We start from the raw sequence: 22,717 nt of genomic DNA, 5'->3' as shown, positions 1-22,717 counted from the left end.
CGCCCCCGCCCGGGAGGCCGGGGCCTGCCGCTGCGATGTCACACCGCCGGACCGTGGAGCCTGATGCGCGAGCCGAACGCGATCGATTTCTGGCGTGGCGTCGCGCTCGTGACGATCTTCATCAACCACATCCCGGGCAACTTCTTCGAGCGCTACACCTTCTCGCAATACGGCATCTCGGACGCCGCCGAGCTGTTCGTGTTCCTGGCCGGCTGGTCGATCGGCCTCGCCACCCGCGGGCGCGACGGCCAGCCGGAGCCCCGGCTCATCACCGTGCTGCGGCTCCTGTCGCGCACGGTCGAGGTGTACCGGGCGCAGATCGTCATCATGGCGCTGGCGCTCGCCATGATCGCGGGATGCGCGCTCTATCTCGACAACCCGCTCATCCTCGAATGGCACAATGCCGGCGGCTTCTTCGCCGACCCGATCCAGACCATGGTCGGCATCGTGCTGCTGACCCACCAGCTCGGCTTCTTCAACATCCTGCCGCTCTACGTCGTGCTGATCGCCATCGCGCCCGTCGTGGTGCTGCTCGGCCGCGTCAGCCGGCCGCTCGTGCTCGCCCTGTCGTTCTCGCTCTATGCGGCCAGCCTCGTGTTCGAGTGGAACGTTCCGTCCTGGCCGGGCGAGGGCGACTGGTTCTTCAACCCGCTGTGCTGGCAGCTCCTGCTCGTCCTCGGCTTCGTCTCGAACGAGGCCGCCCGCGAGAACCCGCGCCTGCGCGCGCTCGCCCGGCGGCTGACGCCGCTCGGCATCGGGCTGGTGGTGCTCGGCGTCGTGCTCGCCGTGTGGGAGCTGCGCCCCGATCCGATGCTGGCGCCCGAGCCGCGCCTCGTCTTCACCTTCGACAAGACGTACCTGTCGCCGGGGCGCCTGATCCACTTCTGCGGGATGGTGCTGGCGTTCCAGGCGGTCTACGGGCTGATCGCGCCGCGGGTAATGCCGCTCGCGCGGTTCCTCTCGGGGCTCGGGCGCAACTCGCTCGCGGTGTTCTCGATGGGATCGCTGTTGAGCCTCGCCGCGCAGTTCGTGCGCTTCCAGACCGGAGGCGGTATCATCGTCGATGTTTCGGTCGTAGGCTCCGGCCTGTTTGCACTGGGTTTCACCGCATGGTTCGTCGAATGGCGTGCCCGCAGACCGCGCGCCCCGCGGACGCCGCCCGACGGCGCCGCCTCGCGCCCGGCCTCTCCGCCGGCCTGAGTCTCGCCCTCGGAGGTTGGCTCCTCGCTTCGGCGCCCGCGCGCGCCGAGACGCCCCCGGCCGCCCCGCCGCCCTCCGCGGTCAAGGTGGCGCCGGTCCAGGCGGCGGAGGCGCTCGACCAGAGCCTGTCGCCCGAATGCCGGGTGCCGGGCTCCAAGCTCTACACGCTGGCCAAGCTCAACGCGGTCAAGGCCGCGCTCAAGGAGAAGCGGCCGATCCGGGTGCTCTCCATCGGCTCGTCCTCGGCGGGGCTCGGCACCGGGTCGAGCTATCCGGTCAAGCTCGAGAACGCGCTGGAGAGCGCGCTGCCGGACGTGCAGGTCGAGGTCGAATCGCGCGCGCTCCCCGGCGAGGTCGCGAGCGGGGCGGGCGAGCGGCTGCGCACCATCGTGGCCGAGGTCGAGCCCGATCTGGTGATCTGGCAGGTCGGCACCAACGACGCGCTGGCCCGCGTCGACATCGACAGCTTTGCGGAAGCACTGGACGAATCGGTCAAGTGGGTGATGTCGCACGACATCGACATCGTGCTGATCGACCCGGTCTTCACCGCGAGCCTCGCCCAGGACGATTATTACAACCGCATGGTCGGCATCGTGCAGGAGGTCGCCCGGCGCGAGGCGGTGCCGCTGGTCCACCGCTACGCGGCGATGCGCTTCCTCTCGACGCGGGGCAACGACGAAGCGCACATGCTCGGGCGCCAGTTCCGGCTGAACGATCTGGGCCTGCGCTGCATGGCCGAGCACGCGACCCGCGCGATCACCCTGTCGCTGCTGCAATCCGATCCGGTGAAGCCCGACCCGAGCGCGGTCCCCGACCGCACCGGCACCGCGACCCGCCCCGTGGTGCCGGGCCGTGAGGCCGCTCCCGCGGGACGCGGAAACTAGCCCAAGGCCCCGGACGAGATAAAAATTGCGGCAATCAGGACGGGTTTTGGCAAAATCCTGCGCAAAGGCCCTTGGCGCCCGCCCCCGAGCCGGCTAAACCGCCCGTCACCCGAGACAAAAAAGGCCGCCCCGGTGAAGGAGCGGCCCGAAGTCTAGGGAGGAAACGCCCAAGAAGGGCAACGGGACCGCGACGCCATCGCGATCTCGCATGAGTCGAAGTTATATGCTGCGTCGCACAAAGCAACCCGTCTCGGGCTGCGCGATGTGCATGAAGGGCGCTTTGTCCGCCGGGTGGTGCGCTTTCGCACCATGACCCCCGGCCGGCCTCTCGGCCTCAGTGGTCGCCCCGCTCGCGCTTGTCGCTTTCCAGCTGCTGGAGCAGCTCCGCCAGCCGCGGATCGAGGGGCTCGTCGATCACGGGCTCGTATAGCGCCTTGAGCTGGCGCCCGAGGCGTTCCCGGGTCTGTGCATCCAGCACCGGGCCCTGATCGGCCGGCAGCGATTCGGTGTGTGCCCGCGCGTGAACCATGGGGCTAACATTGATCGGCGCTCGCGGAAGGCAAGCGCGAAGAAAAGCCTAAGCCGGCGCGATTTCGCCGATGGGCGGGATAGCCCGGAAAACCTATGCGGGCGCCCCGGGCGCCGGCCCCCGGCTTAACCTCGCCGAAACGCCAAGTCCCCTAGCCTGAGGCTCGAATGTGCCGGATGCGTCCGGCTCCGGGGGAGGGCGTGGCCTTGGCGGCGGATGAGTGGGCGGCCGGCCCCATCCCGGACGCGGCGTCCCCGGTCCGCCGGGTTCGCGCCTGGGCGATGGCGGCGCGCGCCGGGGCCGGCGGGGCGGCGCTCGGGGTGTTCTCGGTGCGCATCGCGGCGGCGGGCTGCGCCTACCTCGCCCAGGTGCTGATGGCCCGGATGATGGGCGGCGAGGAATACGGCATCTTCGCCACCGTCTGGGTCTGGATCGCGATCCTCGGCCACACCGCGACCCTCGGTCTGGCGCAGGGCGCGAGCCGCTTCCTCCCCGTCGAGCGGGCGCGCGGCCATCTCGACGCGGTGCGCGGCTTCCTCCTCGGTGGGGCGCTGGTCGGCACGGCGGGGGGCCTGAGCCTCGCGCTCGCCGGCCTCGCCGTCGCCGAGATCCAGCACGACATCCTCGACGGCCTCTACGGCGCCCCGATCCTCGTCGCCGTCCTCGTCGTGCCGCTCTTCGCGTTCCAAGACTATCTCGAAGGCGTGGCCCGCAGCCAGGGCTGGCCGATGCTCGCCATCGCGCCGCCCTACCTGCTGCGCCAGGGGCTGATCATGGCCGGCATGGTCGGCGCCGTGCTGTTCGGCGCACCCGCCCACGCCTGGGTCGCCATCGCCTGCACGCTGGTCGCGACAGGCGTCGCCGCGACCGTGCAGGGCGTGGTGCTGCTGGCACGATTACGCCGCCACCTGCCCGCGGGCCCCCGCACCTATCGCTGGAAGATCTGGCTCACCGCCTGCCTGCCGATCGCGGCGGGCGAACTCGCCACCAGCGCCTTCGGCTTCATCGACGTGGTGCTCCTGGGCTTCCTCGCCCCGCCCGCGGCGGTGGGCCTGTACTTCGCCGCCACGCGCATCCAGCAATTCGTGGTCTTCGTCGCCTACGCGGCCTCCGCGGCGACCGCGCCGCGCTTCGCCGCCGCCCGCGCCGAGGGCGACGAGGCGGGGCTGGCCGCCCTCGTGCGGGCGCAGGCGCGCTGGACCTTCCTCGGCACGGTTCTGGTCGGGCTCGGCGTCATCGCCGCCGCGCCGCTGCTGCTCGGCCTGTTCGGCTCGGACTTCCACGACAGCCTGCCGGTGCTGGCGATCCTCGTCGCGGGCGGCGTCGCGGCGAGCCTGTTCGGGCCGGGCGAGGACATCCTGATCATGCTCGGCGGTGAGCGGCTCTGCGTCGCCATCACGCTCGCCGCGCTGGCGCTCGCCGTCCTGCTCTGCCTCGTCCTGATCCCCTGGTTCGGCATCGTCGGGGCGGCGCTCGCCATGGCCGGCGCCAACGCGCTACGCGGCCTCGCCATGGCGGCGGGCGCCAGGGCGGTGCACGGCATCGCCACGCCGGCCTTCTCCCTCCCGTCCCGAGGCCGAGGCACCGCCTGAACCCATGGGAATCCCCCTCCGCTCGGTCCTGCCGTCTGCCTTCAACGCCGCCGTCGAGCCCGTCTCCGCCCTCGCGGCGGGGCCTTGGGACGCGCTGGCGCTGGCGGCGGCCGAGCCGCATCCGTTCTACGCCCGCCGCCCGGTCGCGGCGCACCGCGCGAGCGGGCTTGCCCCCGACGATCTCGCCGCGGTGGTCGTGCGCGGCCCGGACGGCCTCGCGGCTTTGCTGCCCTTCGTCCTGCGGGCCGACATCGCCGGGTTCGGCGCGGCGGTGGCCCAGCCCTTCCTCTCCCCCTACGTGACCGCGAGCCTGCCCCTCGTCGCCGACGGCCCCGGTCTCGACGCCCGGCTCGACGCCCTGGTGGCCGGCCTCGCGCTGGCCTCCGACGGGCGCTGCTGGCGCTGGCCGCTGCTGGCGACCGAGAGCCGCCTCGGCGCGGGCCTGATCGCCGCGATGGAACGCGCCGGCTGGCAGGTCGCCACCGTGGCGAGCTTCGAGCGCCCGGTCCTCGACCGTCGCCCGGACCACGCCGCGTTCCTGGCCACCCACCCGCACAAGAGCCGCCTGAAGGACCTGCGCCGCCGCCGCCGCCGCCTCGGCGAATCCGGTGCGCTGACCTTCGTGGTCGCCACGGAGGGCCCAGCCCTGGAGCGGGCGCTCGACGGCTTCCTGGCGCTGGAGGCCGCGGGCTGGAAGGGCGAGGCCGGCACGGCGCTCGCCAGCCGCGCCGACACCACCCGCTTCGCCCACGCCCTGTTTCGGCAGGACGAAGCATCCGGTCCGCCCGCGGTGCGGGCCGATTCCCTCTGCCTCGACGGCCGGACGATCGCCGCGAGCCTCGCCCTGGTGTCGGGCCCGACCGCCTACCTGCTCAAGACCGCCTACGACGAGTCCTTGCGCGCCCACGCCCCCGGCCTCGTGCTGGAGGACGAGATCGTCCGCGCGCTCCACGACACCGCCTTCGCCGACCGGCTCGATTCGGCGACGCTGCCGGGCTCGCCCCTGGAGGGCCTGTTCCCCGAGCGCGTGCGGATCGCCGAGATCCTTGCCCAACCCCCCGGCGGCGGCAGCCTCCTCCCCCTGGAACGCCGCGCCGACCTCGCCCGCTTCGAGCACCGGGCGCGGGCGGAGATGAAGCGGCTGATGGGGCGGCGGTAGCGGCGGGTTTTCGCGTTCCTTCGGGACGCCTCTCCCACCCATCCCCTCATCCTGAGGTGCTGAGCGTCAGCTCAGCCTCGAAGGAGGGCTCCAGCTCGCTCGCGACTGCCGGAGCCCTCCTTCGAGGCCTCCGCTTCGCTCCGGCACCTCGGGATGAGGAGAGTGGGTTGGAAGCGCCGACCGCCCGATCAGACCTTACACTCGTAAAACCCCTGGCGGATCGCCTCCGGGTCGAGGTTGCGGCCGATGAAGACGACGCGGGAGACGCGGGGCTCGTCGGCGCCCCATTCGCCCTGCACGTCGCCGTCGAGGATCATGTGGACGCCCTGGAAGACGAAGCGCTTGGGCTCGTCGGGGAAGGCGACGATGCCCTTGCAGCGCAGGATGTCCGGCCCCTGAACCTGGGTCAGGTTCGAGATCCAGGGCATGAACTTTTCCGGGTCCACCGGCCCGTCGATCTTCGCCGAGACCGACTGCATCTGTTCGTCGTGATGGTGATGGTGGCCCTCCTCTAGGAAGTCGGGCTCGATGTCGAGGATGCGCGACAGGTCGAAGGCGTTGCGGTCGAGCACCTGATCGAGGGCGATGTCGCAGCGCTGGGTGCGGTGGACCTTGGCCCAGGGGTTGATCGCGCGAATCCGGCCCTCGACCCGGTCGAGGTCGTCGCCCGAGACGAGGTCGGACTTGTTGAGCAGGATCACGTCGGCGAAGGCGATCTGGTTCTTGGCCTCGGGCGCGTCGGCGAGCCGGTCGGTCAGCCACTTGGCGTCGGCCACCGTCACCACCGCGTCGAGGCGGGCGGCCTCGCCCACGTCCTGATCGACGAAGAAGGTTTGCGCCACGGGGGCCGGGTCGGCGAGCCCCGTGGTCTCGACGATGATCGCGTCGAACTTGCCGCGGCGCTTCACCAGGCCGTCCATGATGCGGATCAGGTCGCCGCGCACGGTGCAGCAGACGCAGCCGTTGTTCATCTCGAACACTTCCTCGTCGGCCCCGACCACGAGGTCGTTGTCGATGCCGATCTCGCCGAACTCGTTGACGATCACGGCGTAGCGCTTGCCGTGCTGTTCGGTGAGGATGCGGTTGAGCAGCGTCGTCTTGCCGGCCCCGAGATAGCCGGTGAGCACCGTCACCGGGATCTTTTGGGACGAGGCGGCGAGGGGAGAGGCGTCGGACATCGGGGCGCTTGTGCTGTGAGGGGTGTTTGAGGCTGTCATATTGTATCAGCGGGGCCCGATGGAAGGTCGGGGCGCGCTTATCCGGGGAAACGCCACCACGCCGCGAGGGGCGCGGCGGACTGCGCGTATTTGCCCTAAGCCCTCGGCCGTTTCGGCGGCCCTTCGGCGCCTAGTTCACCTCAAACGGACACTCGTGCTCGTACCGGCCTGCGCTTCGGCTGCGGCCGGCTTCTCGATGAAGTCCGGCGTGCCGTTATCGGTCCATCGCAACCCGAGGTCCTGACCATGCGCTTCCTTCTCACTGGCGCCGTCTCCCTGTCCGTGCTGGCGACGCCCGCCTTCGCGCTCGGGACGGGTGACAAGATGCAGGCTTGGGGCGCGGCCTCGCCGGCCGAAAAGGACGCCCTCCTGCAGAAGATGGACGCGTCGGGCGGCGCCTCGTCCAAGGCCGGCGTGCGCTCCTGCCTCGACGACACGGCGAAGGCGCCCGGTCACTCGAACCTGTCGATCTCGGACATCTTCAAGGCGTGCTCCGAGCAGGCCGGGAAGGAGAATATTTAAGGTATCGGTGCGGGCCGGGTTTCACGATCCGCTGCCCGGCCGCAACCCCGCGCTCAGCGCCCCCAGCGCCTGCCCGAACCCCGCCGGCCCCGCCAGAAACCGCTCCAGCAGCAGCGCGCCCTCCAAGGTCGCCACCACCATGCGGGCATGCGAGGGCGGGTCGATCCCGGGGCGGACGCTGCCGTCGGCGACGCCTTCCGCCAGCACCCGCTCGAGCCAGGCGATGTGCCCCTCGAAAAACGCACTGAGCTGCCGCCGCAGGCCCTCGGGCAGGGTCTCCAATTCGACGGCGAGCGCCGCGCACAGGCAGCCGAGCCCCTGCTCGACCCCGCCGAGATAGAGCTTTCCGTAGGCCTCGATCCGCGCCACGCCGTCCGGGGTCTGCGCCAGGATGTCGGCGAGCGCCGCGTCGTAGCGCGCCGCGTAGGCCGCGAGCAGCGCGCCCGCGAGGTCTTCCTTGGTGCGGAAATGGTGGTGGATGCTGGCCTTGCGGATGCCCACCGCCTCGGCGAGGTCGGCGTAGCTGAAACCCGAATAGCCCCGGCCGCGTACCAGGATCTCGGCCTCGCTCAGGAGCGACGCGCGCGTGTCTCTCATCGTCCGTCCGTCGTCCGGGGCGCTCACGCAAACGCGATCCCGCCCAAGTCACCTAGGCCAGGATCGCACTTGACGCGCCGGAAATCTACCTACTAGATGGTTGGCAATATATCACCGAGAAATCGGGAGGAGACGGCATATGGCGGTACGCCGGCCGGAGCAGCGAGCCGGGGAGCGCGGCGTGAGCGCCGCGACCCGTAGGCAGGCCCTGTTCGGCGGCCTGTGCCTGTGCTGCCTGCCGACCCTCGGGCGCGCCGCCGAATCCTTCTCCATGGACGAGGTGGCGCCCGGCATCTTCGTGCGCCGCGGCCCCGACGCGGAAGCAAGCCCTGAGAACAACGACGCGATTGCCAATATCGGCTTCATCGTCGGGCGCGACGGGGTGCTGGTGACCGAATCCGGCGGCAGCCTCGCCGACGGGCAGTGGCTGCGCGCCGAGATCGGGAAGCGCACCGACAAGCCGATCAAATACGTGATGCTGACCCACGTGCATCCCGACCACGTCTTCGGCGCCGCCGCCTTCAAGGCCGACAACCCGACCTTCGTCGGCCACGCGATGCTCCGCGGTGCGCTCGACGCGCGCGGCGAGTTCTACCGCAAGCGCCTCGTCGACATCCTCGGCGAGGAGCGGGCCGGCACGGTGGTCTATCCCACCATGGAGGTGAAGGACGGGGCCGAGATCGATCTCGGCGACCGCACGCTGCGGCTCACGGCGCACGGCACCGCGCACACCAATTGCGACCTGTCGATGCTGGATTCCGGCAGCGGCCTCTTGTTTCCCGCCGACCTGCTGTTCGTCGGCCGCATCCCCTCGCTCGACGGCAGCCTGATCGGCTGGCTCAAGGAGATCGAGCGGCTCAAAGACATGGGCGCCACCGACGCCGTGCCGGGCCACGGCCCGACGCGGGTGAAGCTCGCGCCTTCGCTCGGCGATCTCGCGCGTTATCTCACAACATTGCGCGACGAGACCCGCAAGGCGGTCGCCGCCGACACGCCGATCGAGCGGGCGGTGACGACGGTCGCGCAGGGGGAGAAGGACAAGTGGGCCCTGTTCGACACCTATAACGGCCGCAACGTCACCCAGGCCTACCAAGAGCTCGAATGGGAGTGATCCCGCGACTTAGAAGATTCGGAAGGAAACGACCATGAAACGCCTGCTCCTCGCCCTCAGCCTCACCCTCTCGGCCGCCGCGCTCGCCCCCGTGCCGGTGCGGGCCGGCGCCACCGATTCCGACGAGGAGCGCGCCGCCCGCTGGACCGAGATCAAGAAGACGATCTTCGGCGACCGCGCGGTCGAGGCGAACGATGCCGCGGTGAAGATCGACGCGCCCGCCCGCGCGCTCGACGCCTCGCTGGTGCCGATCGGCCTGACGCTCGCCGACAAGGACAACGTCAAGGGCCTCTATTTCATCATCGACGACAACCCGTCGCCCTACGCCGCGCACTTCACCTTCGGTCCGGCCGCCGACCCGGCCGAGATCAAGATGCGGGTGCGGGTGAACAACTACACCAACGTCCACGCCGTGGTGGAGACCAAGGACGGCAAGCTGATCGAGTCGGCCAAGTTCGTGAAGGCGTCCGGCGGCTGCTCGGCCCCGATGGGCATGAGCGACGAGGAGGCGATGAAGGGCATGGGCGACATGCGGATGAAGTTCGCCGGCGGGGCCCAGGGCGGTCAGCCGGTCGAGGCGACCCTGATGGTGCGCCACCCGAACTTTTCCGGCATGCAGATGAACCAGGTCACCCGCGACTACACGCCGGCCCGCTACGTCGACAAGCTCGACGTCACCCACGGCGACCAGCTCGTGTTCAGCCTCGCCGGCGACATCTCCATCGCCTCGAACCCGGTGATCAATTTCGGGATCAAGCCCGAGGGCAAGGGCCCGATCAAGGTCGCGGCCACCGACAACCAGGGCGGACGCTGGGAGCACACGTTCCAACTCCCCGCGGCGAGCAACTGAGCCGATGCGGATCGCCCGAACCGCCGCCCTTCTCGCCCTCGGGCTGATGCTCGGGGGCGCGGGGCCGGCGGATTCGCCGGTGAACGTGCCCGAGCCCGAGGGGCTCTATACCGGCCCCACGCACGGCTACACGCCCGCGACCCTGAAAGGGGCGACCGTGCTCGACCTCAAGGGGCTGGAGACGCTGCTGCCCGAAAAGCCGGTGCTGCTCGACGTGGTGCTGGCCGACCGCAAGCCCGCGGGCTTTCCGGCGAACCGTCCCTGGCTGCCGACCCACCGCTCGCTGCCCGACGCCGTCTGGCTGCCGGGGGCGGGCGAGGTGCCGCTGGCTCCGGCGCGGGAAGAGGCGTTCCTCGCCCGCGTCGCCGCGCTGACCGGCGGCGACAAGGCCAAAGCGATCGTCACCTTCTGCCGGCCGGAATGCTGGGGCAGCTGGAACGCCGGCAAGCGGCTGGTGGCGGCGGGGTATTCCCGCGTCTACTGGTTCCCGCTTGGCGTCGAGGGCTGGCAGGACGACCACGACACCGCGGCCGTGAAGCCCGACCCGCAATGGGTCGCGGCGAGCGCCCCACCCGAGCGATAGGGCTTTTCTCGATGCCGACCCGCCGCCACGCGCTCGCGCTGACCGCCGCCCTGATCTTCGCCGGGACGGCGCGGGCCGCCGCGCCCGTGCCGTTCGACGCCGCCGCCTTCGAGGCGGCGCAGGCGGCGGGCCGGCCGATCCTCGTGCAGATCTCGGCGCCCTGGTGCCCGATCTGCAAGACGCAGAAGCCGATCCTGGCCACACTTTCCGCCGAGCCGCGGTTCAAGGATCTGGCGGTCTTCACCATCGACTTCGACAGCCAGCGCGATCTCGTGCGCCGGTTCGAGGCGCGGACGCAGAGCACGCTGATCGCCTACAAGGGCAAGGCCGAGGTCGGCCGCTCCGTCGGCGAGACCCAACCCGAATGGATCGAGCAGCTTCTGGAGAAGGCGCTCTGAGGGTCCGCCTCAATCATTTGTCACATTTTCGACAAGTTTCCGGCAAAGCTCGAAATTCGAGCAATTTCAAACCCCTTGTGACAGGCGAGGGCGGTTGACACCGGGCCGGATGTGGCGGAAAAACGGCACGCCCGGAGGCGGTCCGAAGTCTAGGGAGGAAACGCCCGAATAACGGGCGCGCGGGGCGGCAAACGCCACCGCAACAGGAGGCAGGTGCCTCCGGGCCACATTTTTCTGCAAGCACACGGCGTCGAACGTCCGGGCGAACCGGGCTATAGACGGGCCTCCCACGACGGTTCCGGCGCGCCCGGAACGCATCCCGGATGGCAAGCCATGTCGCAGCACGTCCAGTCCCGTCGCCTCAGGGCGGTCGACCTGGCCAAGCGCAAGGCGGAGGGGCGCAAGATCATCGCGCTGACCGCCTACCACGCCCACACGGCGGGCATCCTCGATCCCTATTGCGACTTCATCCTCGTCGGCGACTCGCTCGGCATGGTGATGCACGGCATGGAATCGACCCTGCCGGTGACGCTGGAGATGATGATCGTCCAGGCCCAGGCCGTGATGCGGGGCACGTCCCGCGCCCTCGTCGTCGTCGACATGCCGTTCGGCTCCTACGAGGCGAGCCGGGAGCAGGCCTTCCTCAGCGCCGCCCGCGTCCTCAAGGAGACCGGGGCCGGGGCGATCAAGCTGGAGGGCGGGGCGCGCTTTGCCGACACCGTCGCCTTCCTGACCGAGCGCGGCGTGCCGGTGATGGGCCATATCGGGCTCACCCCCCAATCCGTGAACACGATGGGCGGCTTCAAGGTGCAGGGCCACGGCGCGGGCGACGAGGCGCGCCTCATCGCCGACGCCCGCGCCATCAGCGACGCGGGCGCCTTCGCCATCGTGCTGGAGGGCATCGTCGAGCCGGTGGCCCGCGCCATCGCGACCGACCCGGCCGTGACGGCGGCCACCATCGGCATCGGCGCCACCAGCGCCTGCGACGGCCAGATCCTCGTGCTGGAGGACATGCTGGGCCTCAGCGAGCACGCCCCGAAATTCGTCAAGGGCTACGGCTCGCTGCGCGAGCATATCGAGGGCGCGGTGCGGATGTACGCCGAGGAAGTCCGCGAAGGGAGATTCCCCGCCGACGAGCATACCTACGCGCCGCGCTGATTCTTTTGGGCGGATCGCGCGCGTTTCCCCTCCCCACGGACCTCGGGCTTGCCCGAGATCCGTACCTTGCTTGCCCAGATCGGGCAGGCCCGATCTGGGTGGGGAGGGGTCAGGGGTGGGGGTCGTGCAGGAGGCACCGTGACGGTTCCTTCTGAACCACCCCCACCTCCTGCCTCCTCCCCGCAAGGGGACGAGAGGAGCCGGGTTCTGCCGTCGTCGAGCGGTGTCGCAATCGACAGCCACGGAGAGACGCCATGCGACTGTATCGCCTCGGACTGGCCGGGTTCCTCGGGGCGCTCGCCGGCATGGTGCTGTTTCCCCGCCCGGCGCAGGGCGGCCGGCGGGCGGAGCGGGAGACCGAGCCGGCTTGCGCCGCGCCGGATCGTCGGCGCAGATAGCGCGCTCTTAATGGAACCCTCGACCATGACGCGCGCGGCCTCCATCCTCCTGCTCGCCGGTCTCATGGCCGGTCCGGCCGCGGCCCAGCCGCTCGGTTCGGATCGACCGTTCACCCCCGCGCTCACCTGCGCGGCGGTGCAGGGCCTCGTGGCGCGCCGGGGCCGCGTCGTGCTGGCGTCGAGCCCGACCGCCTACGAGACCGTGTATTACGAGAGCGGCGCCTGCCGGAACGAGGTGGTCGGCGCCCCGGCCTTCGAGCCGACGTTGGACGAGCCCTACTGCTTCGCCGGCTATCGCTGCGTTCAGAGCAATCACGGCGAGAACTCGGTGCGGTAGAGGCTTCTCTCTTCCTCCCACCCACTCCCCTCATCCTGAGGTGCTCAGCCGAAGGCTGAGCCTCGAAGGAGGGCTCCAGCCAGCCGCGCGATCCCTGGAGCCCTCCTTCGAGGCTGCGCTTCGCTCCGCACCTCAGGATGAGGGGGAGGGGTGGGAGGCGCCGGGTGTCCCAGGGCGGAATCCACAGCCTTCCGCTGGCCTCGCCTCGACCGGCGGGCGGGCCCTGTGCCAGCCTCGCCTTCGTGCAAACCTCCCGAGACCTCTCGAAACACCGACTCGCCGACCTCGTCCGCGCCGCCGCTCTGCCCGAGGGCGCGGCGATCGCCGCCTTCCTGCGCGACGAGGCGACCGCCTTCGCCAGCAACCCGTTCGCCGCCACCAAGGCCGGCGCGGTGCGCCATACCTGGGGCGGGCAGGCCTTCGAGTTCCGCGTGCTGGGCGTGGCCGCCGTCGGCCTGTCGGGCCTGCTGGAGGCGGTCGCCGCGCTGCCACCCGACGAGGCCCTGGTGCAGGAAATCTGCCGGAGCGGCCCGCACACCTGCTGCGTCCTGATGAATCGTGAGCGCACCCGCGTCGTCGGCGCGGTGCTCTACGCCAAGCCCGGCATCCCGCTGCCCGATCTCGCCCCGCCGGCCCCGCCCGCGCGCCCGGCCCGGCGCACGAAAACCCCGGCGGCGCAGCTCGACCTGTTCGCCTGAGACCGCCTCACGGCGACGTGCGCGCGGGCGCCTCCCGCCTCTCGAAAATTTCCGATAGGCTCTCGTCCACGATCCGGCCGGGGGCGGGACGCGATGCGGCGCCTTCTCAAGTTCCTGCACACCATGGGGGCCATCGGGCTCATGGGGGCGATGGCCGCCCTGCTCGTGCTGCTCGGGCGGGTGCCGTCGCCGGCCGCCATCGAGAGCTATGCCCTGATCCGCGGCGCCATGGGGGCGGTGGCGACGTGGCTGTTCCTGCCCTCGCTGGCGCTCACGCTGCTCGCCGGCCTGCTCTCCATCGCGCAACGCGCCTTCCACAATGCCGGCTGGGCCTGGGCCAAGCTCGCCACCGGCATCGTGATGTTCGAGTGGGGGTTCGTCGGCGTGCAGGGGCCGATGCAGGAGGAGGCGCGCCTGAGCGCCGAGGCGCTCGCCGGCCGCGTGAACCCGGCGAGTCTGGGTCAGGATCTCGGCGCGGAGCGGGGCACGCTGTGGGTACTCCTGTTCATCGCCACCCTCAACGTCGTGTTCGGCATCTGGCGCCCACGGCTGATCCGGCGCCCCCAGCCCGCGAGCTGATTTTGGCGATCAAAGTCAGGTACCTGATCGATCAAAGTATTTTATGTTAAATTCGAGCGAAACTCTCCATTAATCGCTCATCGTCATCACTGCGCGCAAACGTTTTCGTGGGGTTGATCGGTGAGTGCGCGTTGGGGAATTGCCGCGGCCGTCTTCGGGCTGTGCTCGCTCGTCGCCGTCGAGGCGCGGGCCGGGGAACGTGTGCTCCGGCTCGGCTACCTGTTCGCGCCGACATCGCAGCTCGGCGCGGGCGCCGAACGCTTCGCCGGCGAGGTCGCCGCGCGCACGGGCGGCGCGGTCCGGGTCGAGCCCTATCCCAACGGCACCGTCGGCGGCGAGGTCGAGATGGTGGAGGAACTGCGTGCCGGCCATCTCGACATGGCCTTCATCACCAGCGCGCCCTTCGCCAGCGTCCTGCCCGAATTCGGCGTGTTCGACATCCCGTTCCTGTTCCGCGATGCGGCGCACGCGCATGCGGTGTTCGACGGGCCGATCGGCCGCGCGTACCTCCGGAAATTCGCCGCCAAGGGGCTGGTGGCGCTCGCCTGGGGCGAGAACGGCATGCGCCACATCACCAACGCCAAGCGCCCGATTGCCGGTCCGGAGGATCTGAAGGGCCTGTCGATGCGGGTGCCGCAATCCGAGATCATGCTGACGGGCTTCCGCAGCCTCGGGGTGAAGGCCGAGCCGCTGGCCTTCCCGGCGCTCTACGGCGCCCTGCAATCGGGCCAGTTCGACGGCCAGGAGAACCCCATCGCCGTCATCAGCGCCTCGCGCTTCGAGCGGGTGCAGAAGCACCTGACGCTCTCCGGCCACGTCTATTCCTGGGCCGCGCTCGTCATGTCGCAATCGGCCTGGGACGCGCTCTCGGTGGACGAGCGGGCGGCGTTCACGGCGTCCGCGCAACTCGGCGGGCAGGTCTCCCGCGAGGTCGCCGGCAAGGCCGAGCGCGAGGGCGTCGAGGCGCTCAGGAAGTCCGGCATGAGCGTGGTCGCCACCATCGACCGCGCCGCGTTCGAGCGCAGCCTGGAGACCGCGAGCGCCGGCTTCAGCCAGACCTTCGGTGCCGAGACCATCCGGCAGATCAAGTCCGTCCAGTAAGGCGTCCCGACGTGCTGACCTCCGCTCTCCGCCTCGACCGGCTCACGGTCGCACAACGCATCCTGGCCGGCTTCGGCGTCGTGCTGCTGCTGTTGCTCGCCTCCGCCGCGCTGACCTTCCGCGGCGTCGGCGCCGTGAACGGCGCCATCGACGACGCCAACGCCCGCGTCGAGGCCGCGGAGCGGGCCGGCGGCTTCGACCGCGAGTTGAACGCCGCCCGCCGCCTCGTCCTCAACTACACCCGCACCGAGCAGGGCGAGATGCTGGCCGAGCTGAAGGCGGGGCTGACCGCCCTCGCCGAGGTGGGCCGGAGCCAGCCCGAGGCGCGGGCGCAGGTCGAGGCCTACGGCGCTGGCACCGAGCGGCTGATCGCGGCGATCCAGGCGCGCAAGACCGCACAGGCCGCGTTGGCCAAGCACGGCGCGGCGCTCGCCAACGCCGGCTACGCCATGGCGACGACGGCCTCGGCCGAGCCGGCGCTGGCGGCCGCCGCCTTCCGGGCCGACCGGGCGCTACAGAGCGCGCTGGCCGCAACCCACCTGTTCCGCGGCAGCGCCAACCCGGCCGATGCCGGCACCGCCCGCATGGAGTCTGCCCGCTACGGCCGCGAGCTGGAGGCTCTGGCCCGGCTCGATGCCTCGGCGACGCTCCGCGCGCCGCTGGCGGCGATCCGGGGCCGGCTCCCGGCCTTCACCGCGGCGCTCGACGGCGTGCTCGACGGCGCGGGCGCGATCGACGCGGCGTTCCTGGCGCTGCGCCGGACCGGCGACGCCCTCGTCGCCGCCAGCACCACCGCGCGCGAGGCTTCGCTCGCCGAGCAGCGCCGCATCATGGCGGCGATGACGGGCGACGCCCACGCGCTCCAGCGCAACGTCGCCCTGATCGGCCTCGTCGCGCTCCTCGTCGGCGGCGTGCTGGCATGGCGGGTCGGGCGCGGCGTCGCCCGGCCGGTGACGGCGCTGACCGGCGCGATGGGCCGGCTCGCCTCCGGCGACACCGAGGCCGCCGTGCCGGGCGCCGGGCGCCGCGACGAGATCGGCGCCATGGCGCGGGCCGTGCAAGTGTTCAAGGACGCGCTCATCGCCAAGCGGGCCGCCGACGCGGCGGCTGCCGCCGAGGCCGCGGCCAAGGCCGAGCGGGCCGCCCGGCTCGACGCCCTCGCGCGCGGCTTCGAGGCCAACGTCTCGGTGCTGACGCAGGGGCTCGCGGGTGCGGCGACCGAGATGGAGGCCACCGCCCGCGCCATGGCCGGCACCGCCGACGAGACCGAGCGCCAGTCCGGCACCGCCATGCGCGCGGCGGAGGAGACCTCGGCCAACGTCCAGACCGTGGCGGCGGCCAGCGAAGAGATGTCCGCCTCGATCCGCGAGATCGCCGGTCAGGCCGGCCAGTCGGCCCGCATCGCGCGCCAAGCCTCCGAGGAGGCCCAGCGCACCGACGGGCTGGTGCGCCAGCTCGCGGCCTCGGCCGAGCGGATCGATACGGTGGTCGCGCTCATCAACACCATCGCGGGCCAGACCAACCTCCTGGCCCTGAACGCCACCATCGAGGCGGCGCGGGCCGGCGAGGCGGGGCGCGGCTTCGCGGTGGTGGCCGGCGAGGTGAAGGATCTGGCCGGCCAGACCACGCGGGCCACCGGCGAGATCGCCGGGCAGATCGGCGCGATCCAAGAGGCCAGCCGCCAGTCGGTCGAGGCAATCCGCACCATCGGCGCCACCATCGCCGAGATGGCCGCCGCCTCGAACGCCATCGCCGCCGCCATGGAGCAGCAGGGCGCGGCGACCCACGAGATCGCCCGCACCGTGCAGCAGGCGGCGAGCGGCACCGGCGAGGTCGCCCAAAGCATCGCCGACGTGCGCGGCGGCGCCGGCTCGACCGGGGCGGCCGCCGCCCAGGTGCTCGCGGCGGCCCAGGAGCTGTCGCGCCATTCCGAGAGCCTGCGGCGGGAAGTCGGCGGGTTCCTGGAGGGGGTGAAGGCGGCGTGAGGGTGCCGCAGCGTCCCCTCTCCCCGCCCCGAAGTTGGGCCTGCCCAACTTCGGTCTTCGCTGCTGATCCCGGGCAGGCCCGGGATCAATTGGGGAGAGGGTCGCGACGACCTCGTCGTCGGCGCGACGAGGCGGCAGCCGAGGTGTGAGGGGGCTTATCCGAAGAGTCTCATCCGTCGAGTCCCCCTCACCGCCGCTTCGCTCCCTGTAGTGACGACAAGGTCCCTACAGGCCTCTCCCCGCGTGCGGGGAGAGGGGGGAAGCAGCTCGCCGCCTCTCGCTCTGCCAGGAGGCGGAGAGCTGACGCGGTCACGGCCTGCCGAGCCCCGCACCGTACCTTGGCCTCCCCCGCCGCGATTGCGCTCGCGGGCGAAAGCCTGAGCGCCTAGAACCCTCCCCATGGCGGCCGGACGCGCGGCCCGGGTGAGAGGCCCATGACCATCGATCTGCAGACGGCGGCGGCAAGTCCGCGACCCGACGCCCGCCTCGTGCCGCCGGTGCCAGTGCCGCCGGCGCGGGAGCTCTCGACGCTGCGCTTCGTCGCGACCATGCGGACCAACGGCATCGGCTGCTGGCCGGCCTCGGCCTACGAGGCGCCGCTGCGGCGGCGCCGCGTGCTCGGCAAGGTGCGGCTCACGGTCAGCGACCCGGAGGCCGTGCGCCGGGTGCTCGTCGAGAACGCCGGCAACTACGCCCGCACCGCGATCACGATCCGCATGCTGCGGCCGATGCTCGGCGACGGCCTGCTCATCAGTGAGGGCGCGGCGTGGCGCCACCAGCGCCGGGCCTTGAGCCCCGCCTTCACCCCGCGGGCGGTGGAGACGCTGGTGCCCCACATCCTCTCGGCGACCGACGAGGCGGTGGCCGCCCTCGAAGGCCCGGCCGCGAGCGGGCCGGTCGATCTGTTCGGCGCGCTCCAGCACCTCGCCCTGGAGATCGCCGGGCGCACCATGTTCTCGGTCGGCATGGCCCGCCACGGGCAGCGCCTGCGCGGCTTCCTCAGCGCCTATTCCGAGCGGCTCGGGCGCCCGCACCTCACCGACGCGCTCGTCCCCCTGCGCTTCGCCACGCCGCTCGACCGGGCCCGCGCCCGCTTCCGCCGCGACTGGGTCGCCTTCTTGGATACCGTCATCGCCGACCGCGCGACAGAGCGCGACGGGCAGCCGCGCGACCTGCTCGACCACCTGCGCGCCGCCCGCGATCCCGAGACCGGCCGCAGCTTCACCGCGGAGGAACTGCGCGATCAGGTCGCCACCATGATCCTGGCCGGACACGAGACCACGGCGCTGACCCTGCTCTGGGCCTGCACCCTGCTCGCCCTCGACCCGGAGGCCCAGGAGCGGGTCGCCGCCGAGACGGAAGCGGCGGACAAGCCCTACACCCGCGCGGTGATCGACGAGACCCTGCGGCTCTATCCCCCGGCCTTCATCATCGCCCGCGCCGCGCTCGGGCCGGACGTGCTGGCGGGCCAAGCGGTCGCGCGGGGCGACAGCGTGACGATCTCGCCCTGGCTGCTGCACCGGCACCGCCGGCTGTGGCGCGATCCCGACGCGTTCGATCCCGGCCGCTTCCTGCCGGGCGCTCCGCCCGTGCCGCGCTTCGCCTACATGCCGTTCGGGGCGGGCCCGCGCATCTGCATCGGCGCCGCCTTCGCGCTCACCGAGGCGACGCTGGCGCTGAGCCGCCTCGTCGGCCGCTTCCGCATCGCGCGGGCCGACGACCGCCCGGTCCTGCCGGCGGCCGTGGTGACGACCCAGCCCGACCACGCGCCGGCGTTTCGGCTGACGCTGCGATAGGGGGGCCGGCTTCCCCTCGTGAGGGCGCCGGCCGTCGTGCGGAAGGAGTGTATCAGTCGGCCTTCAACGTGCCGTCGGACCCGACCTTGATCTCCTGCGGGCGGCTGATCAGCGCCAGCTTGATCTCGTACTCGACCGAGCCGCCCTCGCGCTCGACCTCGGCCTCGTAGGCCTTGCCGCCGGGGGCCTTCTTCTCGGCCAGCGCGATCGCATCCTTGAGACCGACCTTGGCGTTCTGGAAGTCGCTCGCCTTGAGGCGGGTGAAGTAGCGCTCGATCGGCTGGTTCTCGGACTTGTAGAGCTCGCCCGTGTCGGCGTCGATCGCGTGCTTCACGAGCTTGCCGCTGGGGTACACGATCTTGATCGCGTAATGGGCGGGCGTCGTGCCGTCGGCGTTCTCGAAATCGGCGTCGATAGCCCGGCCCCCCGCCTCGTCGCCTTTGGCTTCGGCGGTGGCGATGGCCTTGGCGAGATCGACCTTGGCCGATTTTGCGACCTGCCATTCCCTCAGGTTGTCGTCGGATTTGGCGGCCTGGGTCGCGGTGGGCGCGCGGCCGGTGTTCTCAGGCGTGGTCGTCAGGTCCGGATTCTGGGCAAAAGCCAGTCCAGGCGCCAGGACGAGCAGGGCGGTGGCGGCCGTGAGGCGGAACGCGGTGAGCGGCATCGGATCTTTCGCGTGTCGGTGACGGTGTCACCGTGAACGATCCGGCCGCGCCTTGGTTGCGCTGCAACATCGATGGGGCGGCGCCTCTTGCAGGGCGCCTCTTGCATGGCGCCTCTGGCACGGCGCTGGTCCGCAGCATCCTCGCGGGTGCCGCAGGTCAGCGCCGTGCGGGGGGCCGTCTCAAGCGCTCGCCCGCTTCTTGGCGGCCTTGGGCGTCTCGACCGGGAACTCGATGTCGACGCCCAGCGTCGACACCCCTTCGCCCCGCTCGAGCGTGATCTGCACCTTGTCGCGCTCGACCTCGATATGCTTGGCGATCACCGCGAGGATCTCTTCGCGCAATGTGATGACCAAGTCCGGGCGGCTCGTCTCCGAGCGCTCGTGCGCCAGGATGAGCTGCAGGCGCTCGCGGGCGACGGAGCCGGAGCCCCGAGGCTTGAGGAAGGTCAGGACACTCATGCGGCCCTCCGGGTGAACAGCTTGTTGATCAGGGACTTGCGGTCGGTGGGGATCGACATCGCCACGGTCTCGCCCTTCAGGCGGCGCACCGCGTCGGCATAGGCGCGGGCCGGGGCGCAGAGCGGGTTGTTGAGCGTCACCGGGCAGCCGAGGTTCGACGCGCGCAGGACTTCGAGGCTCTCCGGGATGATGGCGAGCAGCGGGATCGACAGGATCTCCAGCACGTCGTCGACCTTCAGCATGTCGCCGCGGTCGGCGCGCGCCGGGTCGAAGCGGGTCAGGATCAGGTGCTTCTCGATCGAGTCGCCGCGCTCGGCGCGGACGGTCTTGGAGTCGAGCAGCCCGATGATCCGGTCCGAGTCGCGCACCGAGGAGACTTCCGGGTTCGTCACCACCACGGCGACGTCGGCGTGGCGCATGGCGAGCTGGGCGCCGCGCTCGATGCCGGCGGGGCTGTCGCAGACGATCCAGTCGAACTTTTCGCGGAGTTCCCCCATCACCCGCTCGACGCCCTCGTCGGTGAGCGCGTCCTTGTCGCGGGTCTGCGAGGCCGGCAGCAGCGAGAGGTTGTCGAGGCGCTTGTCGCGGATCAGCGCCTGCGGCAGCTTGGCGTCGCCGTTGGTGACGTTGATCAGGTCGTAGACCACGCGGCGCTCGGCGCCCATGATCAGGTCGAGGTTGCGCAGGCCGACGTCGAAATCGACCACGCAGACCTTCTCGCCGGCCTGCGCCAGCGCCGCACCGAGTGCGGCCGTCGTGGTGGTCTTGCCGACGCCGCCCTTGCCGGACGTGACACAAAGAACCTTGGCCATACTGTTTCCCCTTAACCCAAGGCTGCGATTCGGATCGCGCCGCCGTCGTTCCAGATCTGGACCGCTTGGCCGCGCAGGTGATTGCCCATGTCCTCGGCCGTGCGGACGAGGCGGTCGATGCCGAGAAGCTCGGGCTCGAACTTGCGGCAGTAGATGCGGGCGCGCGGGTTCTTGGCGGCGCCGGCGATGGCCCGGCCGCGGAGCGCCCCGTAGACGTGGATGGAGCCGCCCGCGAGGATCTCGGCGCCCGAGGACACCGAGCCCATCACGGTCACGTCCCCTTCCGGGTGGACGATGCTTTGCCCTGAGCGCACCGAACCCTCGATGGTGAGGGACGAGACGCCCGGCTTCTCTTCCGGCACCGCCGGCGCTTCGAGGTCGTCACCCTGCGGACGGCCCGCGACGAGGCGCGGCGGCAGGGTGGCGGGAAGCGCGGCGTCCGCGCCCTCGATGCCGAGGATGCGCAGGCGCCTTGTGCTCAGTTCGGCGATCAGGCTCTCCAGTTCGCTCGCCGTGGGCTTTAGGCCCGCGACGTCGAGGATCACGGCCTTGTCGTCGAACAGCGTCGGATCGCGCTTCAGGGCGCCGTCCAGAAGGACGAGCCACTCGGCGGCCGGGCCTTGCGGCGCCAGCGAGAGCGCGCGGAACACGCGGCCTCGCAGGGGCAGTGAAGGACTGGGCAGTGTGGGGTGGGGTGAAGCGGGGTTGGTCACGGGCGTTGACGTTTCCTTACCGACACGCCCATTGATCGTCGGTAAGGTTACCGGGCGGTTAATTTTTACGCTTGTCTCGGCAAGAATTGCCGGCCCGGTCATTTTTGCCGAGTGCTGCGCCGAACGGTCAAAGCGCAGCGGGGACAAGGGATTGGTCGCCCTCGGCGGCGGGCCGGGATAATGGTTAAAGTCGGGCGGGCTTGAGAAAAGTCCTTAACCCCGGGAATCCGCCGATCCTGTGATCGCGGGTTCAAGGGGCCGCGTGATTCGGCTCACCCCATCCGCCTCACCCCATGCCGCGCAGCGCCTTGGTCTTCAGGCGGCGGTTCTGGAACGTCACCGTGACCGAGCCGGACCCGACCGGCGGCGACCAGACATAGACCTCGAAGGTGCCGGTCCCGTCGATCACCGCAGCGCTGTCGAGCCGCCCGCGGCAGCCGAACAGTCCCTCGACCTCGGTCAGGCTCATGCCGGCGGCGACGCGCTCGAACCGGTCGCGCGTCACGAGGCAGGTCGGGGCGGGCTCGTCCGCTTCGTCCTGGGCGGCGCCCTGGCGGAAGGCCGGCTCGGTGCCGAGCGCCGTGGCCGGCGCGAAGGCGGCCCGCGGGGCCTCCCGGCGCGAGGGGGCAGCAACAGGCGCCGGCTCGGACGGGAGTGCGGGTGTCGATGCCGGCGGCGGAAGGGCGGCCGGAGCGTGCGCGGCGACGCGGGGCGCGGGCGGCACCGCCGGGGCGGCGGCGCGGGCGGAATCCAGCGGCACGAAGGCCGGGCCGGGGCCGCGGCGCCCGGTGCGGCGCGCGGCCTCGCTGCCGTTGCCGCCGGCCTCGGCCACGGACAGGGCGCCGGCCCGCAGCGCCGGATGGGCGGCAGCCTCCTCGACCTCGGCGGGCCGCGCGCCCAGCACCACCGCCCGCTGCATCGCCTCGGCGAGGCGGTCCATCCGCTCGGTCAGGCGCCGCTCGCGCTCGGCGGCGTTGCGGCTCTGGCCGGGCCGGGCCGCCTCGCAGTCCCGGATCACCGCGACGAGGTCGCCGATCTCCTCGCCGCTCCAGTCCGCGGCGGGCTTGCCGAACAAGAGGAGCGGGGCCGCCGCGTCGCCCTTGCGCGCCTGCTCGAAGGCGGCGAGTTCTCCCTCCACCAGGGCGCGGCTCTCGGCGCAGCCGCCCTGCCCGGCGATGATCTCGGACAGCCGCGCGCGAAACGCCTCGTCCGCGGACGCGACGGAGGGGGCGAGGGCGATCAGGACCGCCAGGGCAGGCACGCGCATGGGACGACGCCTCCGGAACTGCGATCCGCGATGAAGTCGCGATTTGCGTGAAGCGAGGATTAAGCCAGCGGCGCGAAGGCCTCGGTGCCGGGCGGAAAGCCGGGGATG

Annotated in this window: 25 protein-coding genes; 17 read left to right on the top strand and 8 right to left on the bottom strand. The window is 71.4% G+C overall.

The features are described 5' to 3' along the window. The first annotated feature begins 63 nt into the window (after positions 1–63). Together AAHG03_RS12325 and AAHG03_RS12320 are read left to right on the top strand one after the other, a co-directional pair. On the top strand, positions 64–1,200 hold the full coding sequence (locus AAHG03_RS12325) for an OpgC family protein (RefSeq protein ID WP_342150962.1): 1,137 nt from the start codon (positions 64–66) through the stop codon (positions 1,198–1,200). Next, complete coding sequence (locus AAHG03_RS12320) at positions 1,122–2,084, top strand: SGNH/GDSL hydrolase family protein (protein WP_342150961.1); 963 nt, start codon at positions 1,122–1,124, stop codon at positions 2,082–2,084. Before AAHG03_RS12325 ends, AAHG03_RS12320 begins: the two co-directional genes overlap by 79 nt. A 334-nt stretch (positions 2,085–2,418) precedes the next feature. Here the strand turns inward: AAHG03_RS12320 and AAHG03_RS12315 are convergent, their stop codons facing one another. Beyond that, positions 2,419–2,562: a NepR family anti-sigma factor gene (locus AAHG03_RS12315; RefSeq protein WP_342150960.1), complete on the bottom strand. Its 144-nt coding sequence runs from the start codon at positions 2,560–2,562 to the stop codon at positions 2,419–2,421. A gap of 257 nt (positions 2,563–2,819) precedes the next feature. Here AAHG03_RS12315 and AAHG03_RS12310 point away from each other — a divergent pair, with 257 nt between their 5' ends. Both AAHG03_RS12310 and AAHG03_RS12305 read left to right on the top strand, forming a co-directional pair. Next, positions 2,820–4,205, top strand: coding sequence for a lipopolysaccharide biosynthesis protein (locus AAHG03_RS12310; RefSeq protein ID WP_342150959.1), 1,386 nt, complete (start codon positions 2,820–2,822; stop codon positions 4,203–4,205). 4 nt (positions 4,206–4,209) lie between these two features. Further along, positions 4,210–5,364, top strand: a complete 1,155-nt coding sequence (locus AAHG03_RS12305; RefSeq protein ID WP_342150958.1) for a GNAT family N-acetyltransferase — start codon at positions 4,210–4,212, stop codon at positions 5,362–5,364. Between the two features lie 188 nt (positions 5,365–5,552). On the opposite strand, the gene AAHG03_RS12300 is transcribed toward AAHG03_RS12305, so the two are convergent. After that, positions 5,553–6,542, bottom strand: a complete 990-nt coding sequence (locus AAHG03_RS12300) for a CobW family GTP-binding protein (RefSeq protein ID WP_342150956.1) — start codon at positions 6,540–6,542, stop codon at positions 5,553–5,555. A 285-nt stretch (positions 6,543–6,827) separates the two neighbouring features. Between AAHG03_RS12300 and AAHG03_RS12295 the strand changes: the two genes are divergently transcribed. Further along, the gene (locus AAHG03_RS12295) at positions 6,828–7,103 is read left to right on the top strand and encodes a hypothetical protein (RefSeq protein WP_342150955.1); all 276 of its coding nucleotides are present in this window, start codon (positions 6,828–6,830) and stop codon (positions 7,101–7,103) included. A 21-nt stretch (positions 7,104–7,124) separates the two neighbouring features. Here the strand turns inward: AAHG03_RS12295 and AAHG03_RS12290 are convergent, their stop codons facing one another. After that, positions 7,125–7,700 carry a TetR/AcrR family transcriptional regulator gene (locus tag AAHG03_RS12290; RefSeq protein WP_342150954.1) on the bottom strand — a complete coding sequence of 192 codons (576 nt, stop codon included), beginning with the start codon at positions 7,698–7,700 and terminating at the stop codon, positions 7,125–7,127. A 181-nt stretch (positions 7,701–7,881) separates the two neighbouring features. Here AAHG03_RS12290 and AAHG03_RS12285 point away from each other — a divergent pair, with 181 nt between their 5' ends. The 12 genes from AAHG03_RS12285 (at position 7,882) to AAHG03_RS12230 (ending at position 18,694) form a co-directional block, all read left to right on the top strand. Further along, the gene (locus tag AAHG03_RS12285; RefSeq protein WP_342150953.1) at positions 7,882–8,811 is read left to right on the top strand and encodes a quinoprotein relay system zinc metallohydrolase 2; all 930 of its coding nucleotides are present in this window, start codon (positions 7,882–7,884) and stop codon (positions 8,809–8,811) included. Positions 8,812–8,845: 34 nt separating this feature from the next. Beyond that, positions 8,846–9,661, top strand: a complete 816-nt coding sequence (locus AAHG03_RS12280) for a quinoprotein dehydrogenase-associated SoxYZ-like carrier (protein WP_342150952.1) — start codon at positions 8,846–8,848, stop codon at positions 9,659–9,661. A gap of 4 nt (positions 9,662–9,665) precedes the next feature. Next, entirely contained in the window at positions 9,666–10,244 is a 579-nt protein-coding gene (locus tag AAHG03_RS12275; RefSeq protein WP_342150951.1) for a rhodanese-like domain-containing protein, read from the top strand. A gap of 11 nt (positions 10,245–10,255) precedes the next feature. Then, positions 10,256–10,642 (top strand): thioredoxin family protein, encoded by a 387-nt coding sequence (locus AAHG03_RS12270; protein ID WP_342150950.1) that lies wholly within the window; start codon positions 10,256–10,258, stop codon positions 10,640–10,642. Positions 10,643–10,975: 333 nt separating this feature from the next. Continuing rightward, entirely contained in the window at positions 10,976–11,800 is an 825-nt protein-coding gene (gene panB, locus AAHG03_RS12265; RefSeq protein WP_342150949.1) for a 3-methyl-2-oxobutanoate hydroxymethyltransferase, read from the top strand. A gap of 254 nt (positions 11,801–12,054) precedes the next feature. Then, the gene (locus AAHG03_RS12260; protein ID WP_342150948.1) at positions 12,055–12,198 is read left to right on the top strand and encodes a hypothetical protein; all 144 of its coding nucleotides are present in this window, start codon (positions 12,055–12,057) and stop codon (positions 12,196–12,198) included. Between the two features lie 25 nt (positions 12,199–12,223). Further along, positions 12,224–12,535, top strand: coding sequence for a hypothetical protein (locus AAHG03_RS12255; RefSeq protein WP_342150947.1), 312 nt, complete (start codon positions 12,224–12,226; stop codon positions 12,533–12,535). A 164-nt stretch (positions 12,536–12,699) separates the two neighbouring features. Further along, positions 12,700–13,233, top strand: a complete 534-nt coding sequence (locus AAHG03_RS12250) for a hypothetical protein (protein ID WP_342150946.1) — start codon at positions 12,700–12,702, stop codon at positions 13,231–13,233. 93 nt (positions 13,234–13,326) lie between these two features. Then, a complete protein-coding gene (locus AAHG03_RS12245) occupies positions 13,327–13,812 on the top strand; it encodes a hypothetical protein (RefSeq protein ID WP_342150945.1) in 486 nt (161 codons plus the stop codon). A gap of 120 nt (positions 13,813–13,932) precedes the next feature. Next, positions 13,933–14,913 carry a DctP family TRAP transporter solute-binding subunit gene (locus AAHG03_RS12240; protein WP_342150944.1) on the top strand — a complete coding sequence of 327 codons (981 nt, stop codon included), beginning with the start codon at positions 13,933–13,935 and terminating at the stop codon, positions 14,911–14,913. A gap of 11 nt (positions 14,914–14,924) precedes the next feature. After that, complete coding sequence (locus AAHG03_RS12235; RefSeq protein ID WP_342150943.1) at positions 14,925–16,898, top strand: methyl-accepting chemotaxis protein; 1,974 nt, start codon at positions 14,925–14,927, stop codon at positions 16,896–16,898. 434 nt (positions 16,899–17,332) lie between these two features. Beyond that, a complete protein-coding gene (locus AAHG03_RS12230) occupies positions 17,333–18,694 on the top strand; it encodes a cytochrome P450 (protein ID WP_342150942.1) in 1,362 nt (453 codons plus the stop codon). Positions 18,695–18,746: 52 nt separating this feature from the next. Here AAHG03_RS12230 and AAHG03_RS12225 read toward each other — a convergent pair whose 3' ends face one another. The 5 genes from AAHG03_RS12225 to AAHG03_RS12205 form a co-directional block, all read right to left on the bottom strand. After that, complete coding sequence (locus AAHG03_RS12225) at positions 18,747–19,358, bottom strand: PepSY domain-containing protein (protein WP_342150941.1); 612 nt, start codon at positions 19,356–19,358, stop codon at positions 18,747–18,749. Positions 19,359–19,538: 180 nt separating this feature from the next. Beyond that, positions 19,539–19,817, bottom strand: a complete 279-nt coding sequence (gene minE / locus AAHG03_RS12220; RefSeq protein ID WP_342150940.1) for a cell division topological specificity factor MinE — start codon at positions 19,815–19,817, stop codon at positions 19,539–19,541. After that, entirely contained in the window at positions 19,814–20,629 is an 816-nt protein-coding gene (gene minD, locus AAHG03_RS12215; RefSeq protein ID WP_342150939.1) for a septum site-determining protein MinD, read from the bottom strand. The genes minE and minD overlap by 4 nt, the downstream gene beginning before the upstream one ends. Positions 20,630–20,640: 11 nt before the next feature. Next, positions 20,641–21,279: a septum site-determining protein MinC gene (gene minC / locus AAHG03_RS12210; RefSeq protein ID WP_342150938.1), complete on the bottom strand. Its 639-nt coding sequence runs from the start codon at positions 21,277–21,279 to the stop codon at positions 20,641–20,643. A 349-nt stretch (positions 21,280–21,628) separates the two neighbouring features. Then, entirely contained in the window at positions 21,629–22,609 is a 981-nt protein-coding gene (locus AAHG03_RS12205; RefSeq protein WP_342150937.1) for a hypothetical protein, read from the bottom strand. Positions 22,610–22,717 lie beyond the last annotated feature (108 nt).

Origin of the sequence: Methylorubrum subtropicum (assembly GCF_038442325.1) — a bacterium.
Lineage (GTDB): Bacteria > Pseudomonadota > Alphaproteobacteria > Rhizobiales > Beijerinckiaceae > Methylobacterium > Methylobacterium subtropicum.
The sequence above is the reverse complement of the archived record's forward strand: the minus strand, read 5'-3'. Positions and strand labels throughout refer to the sequence as shown.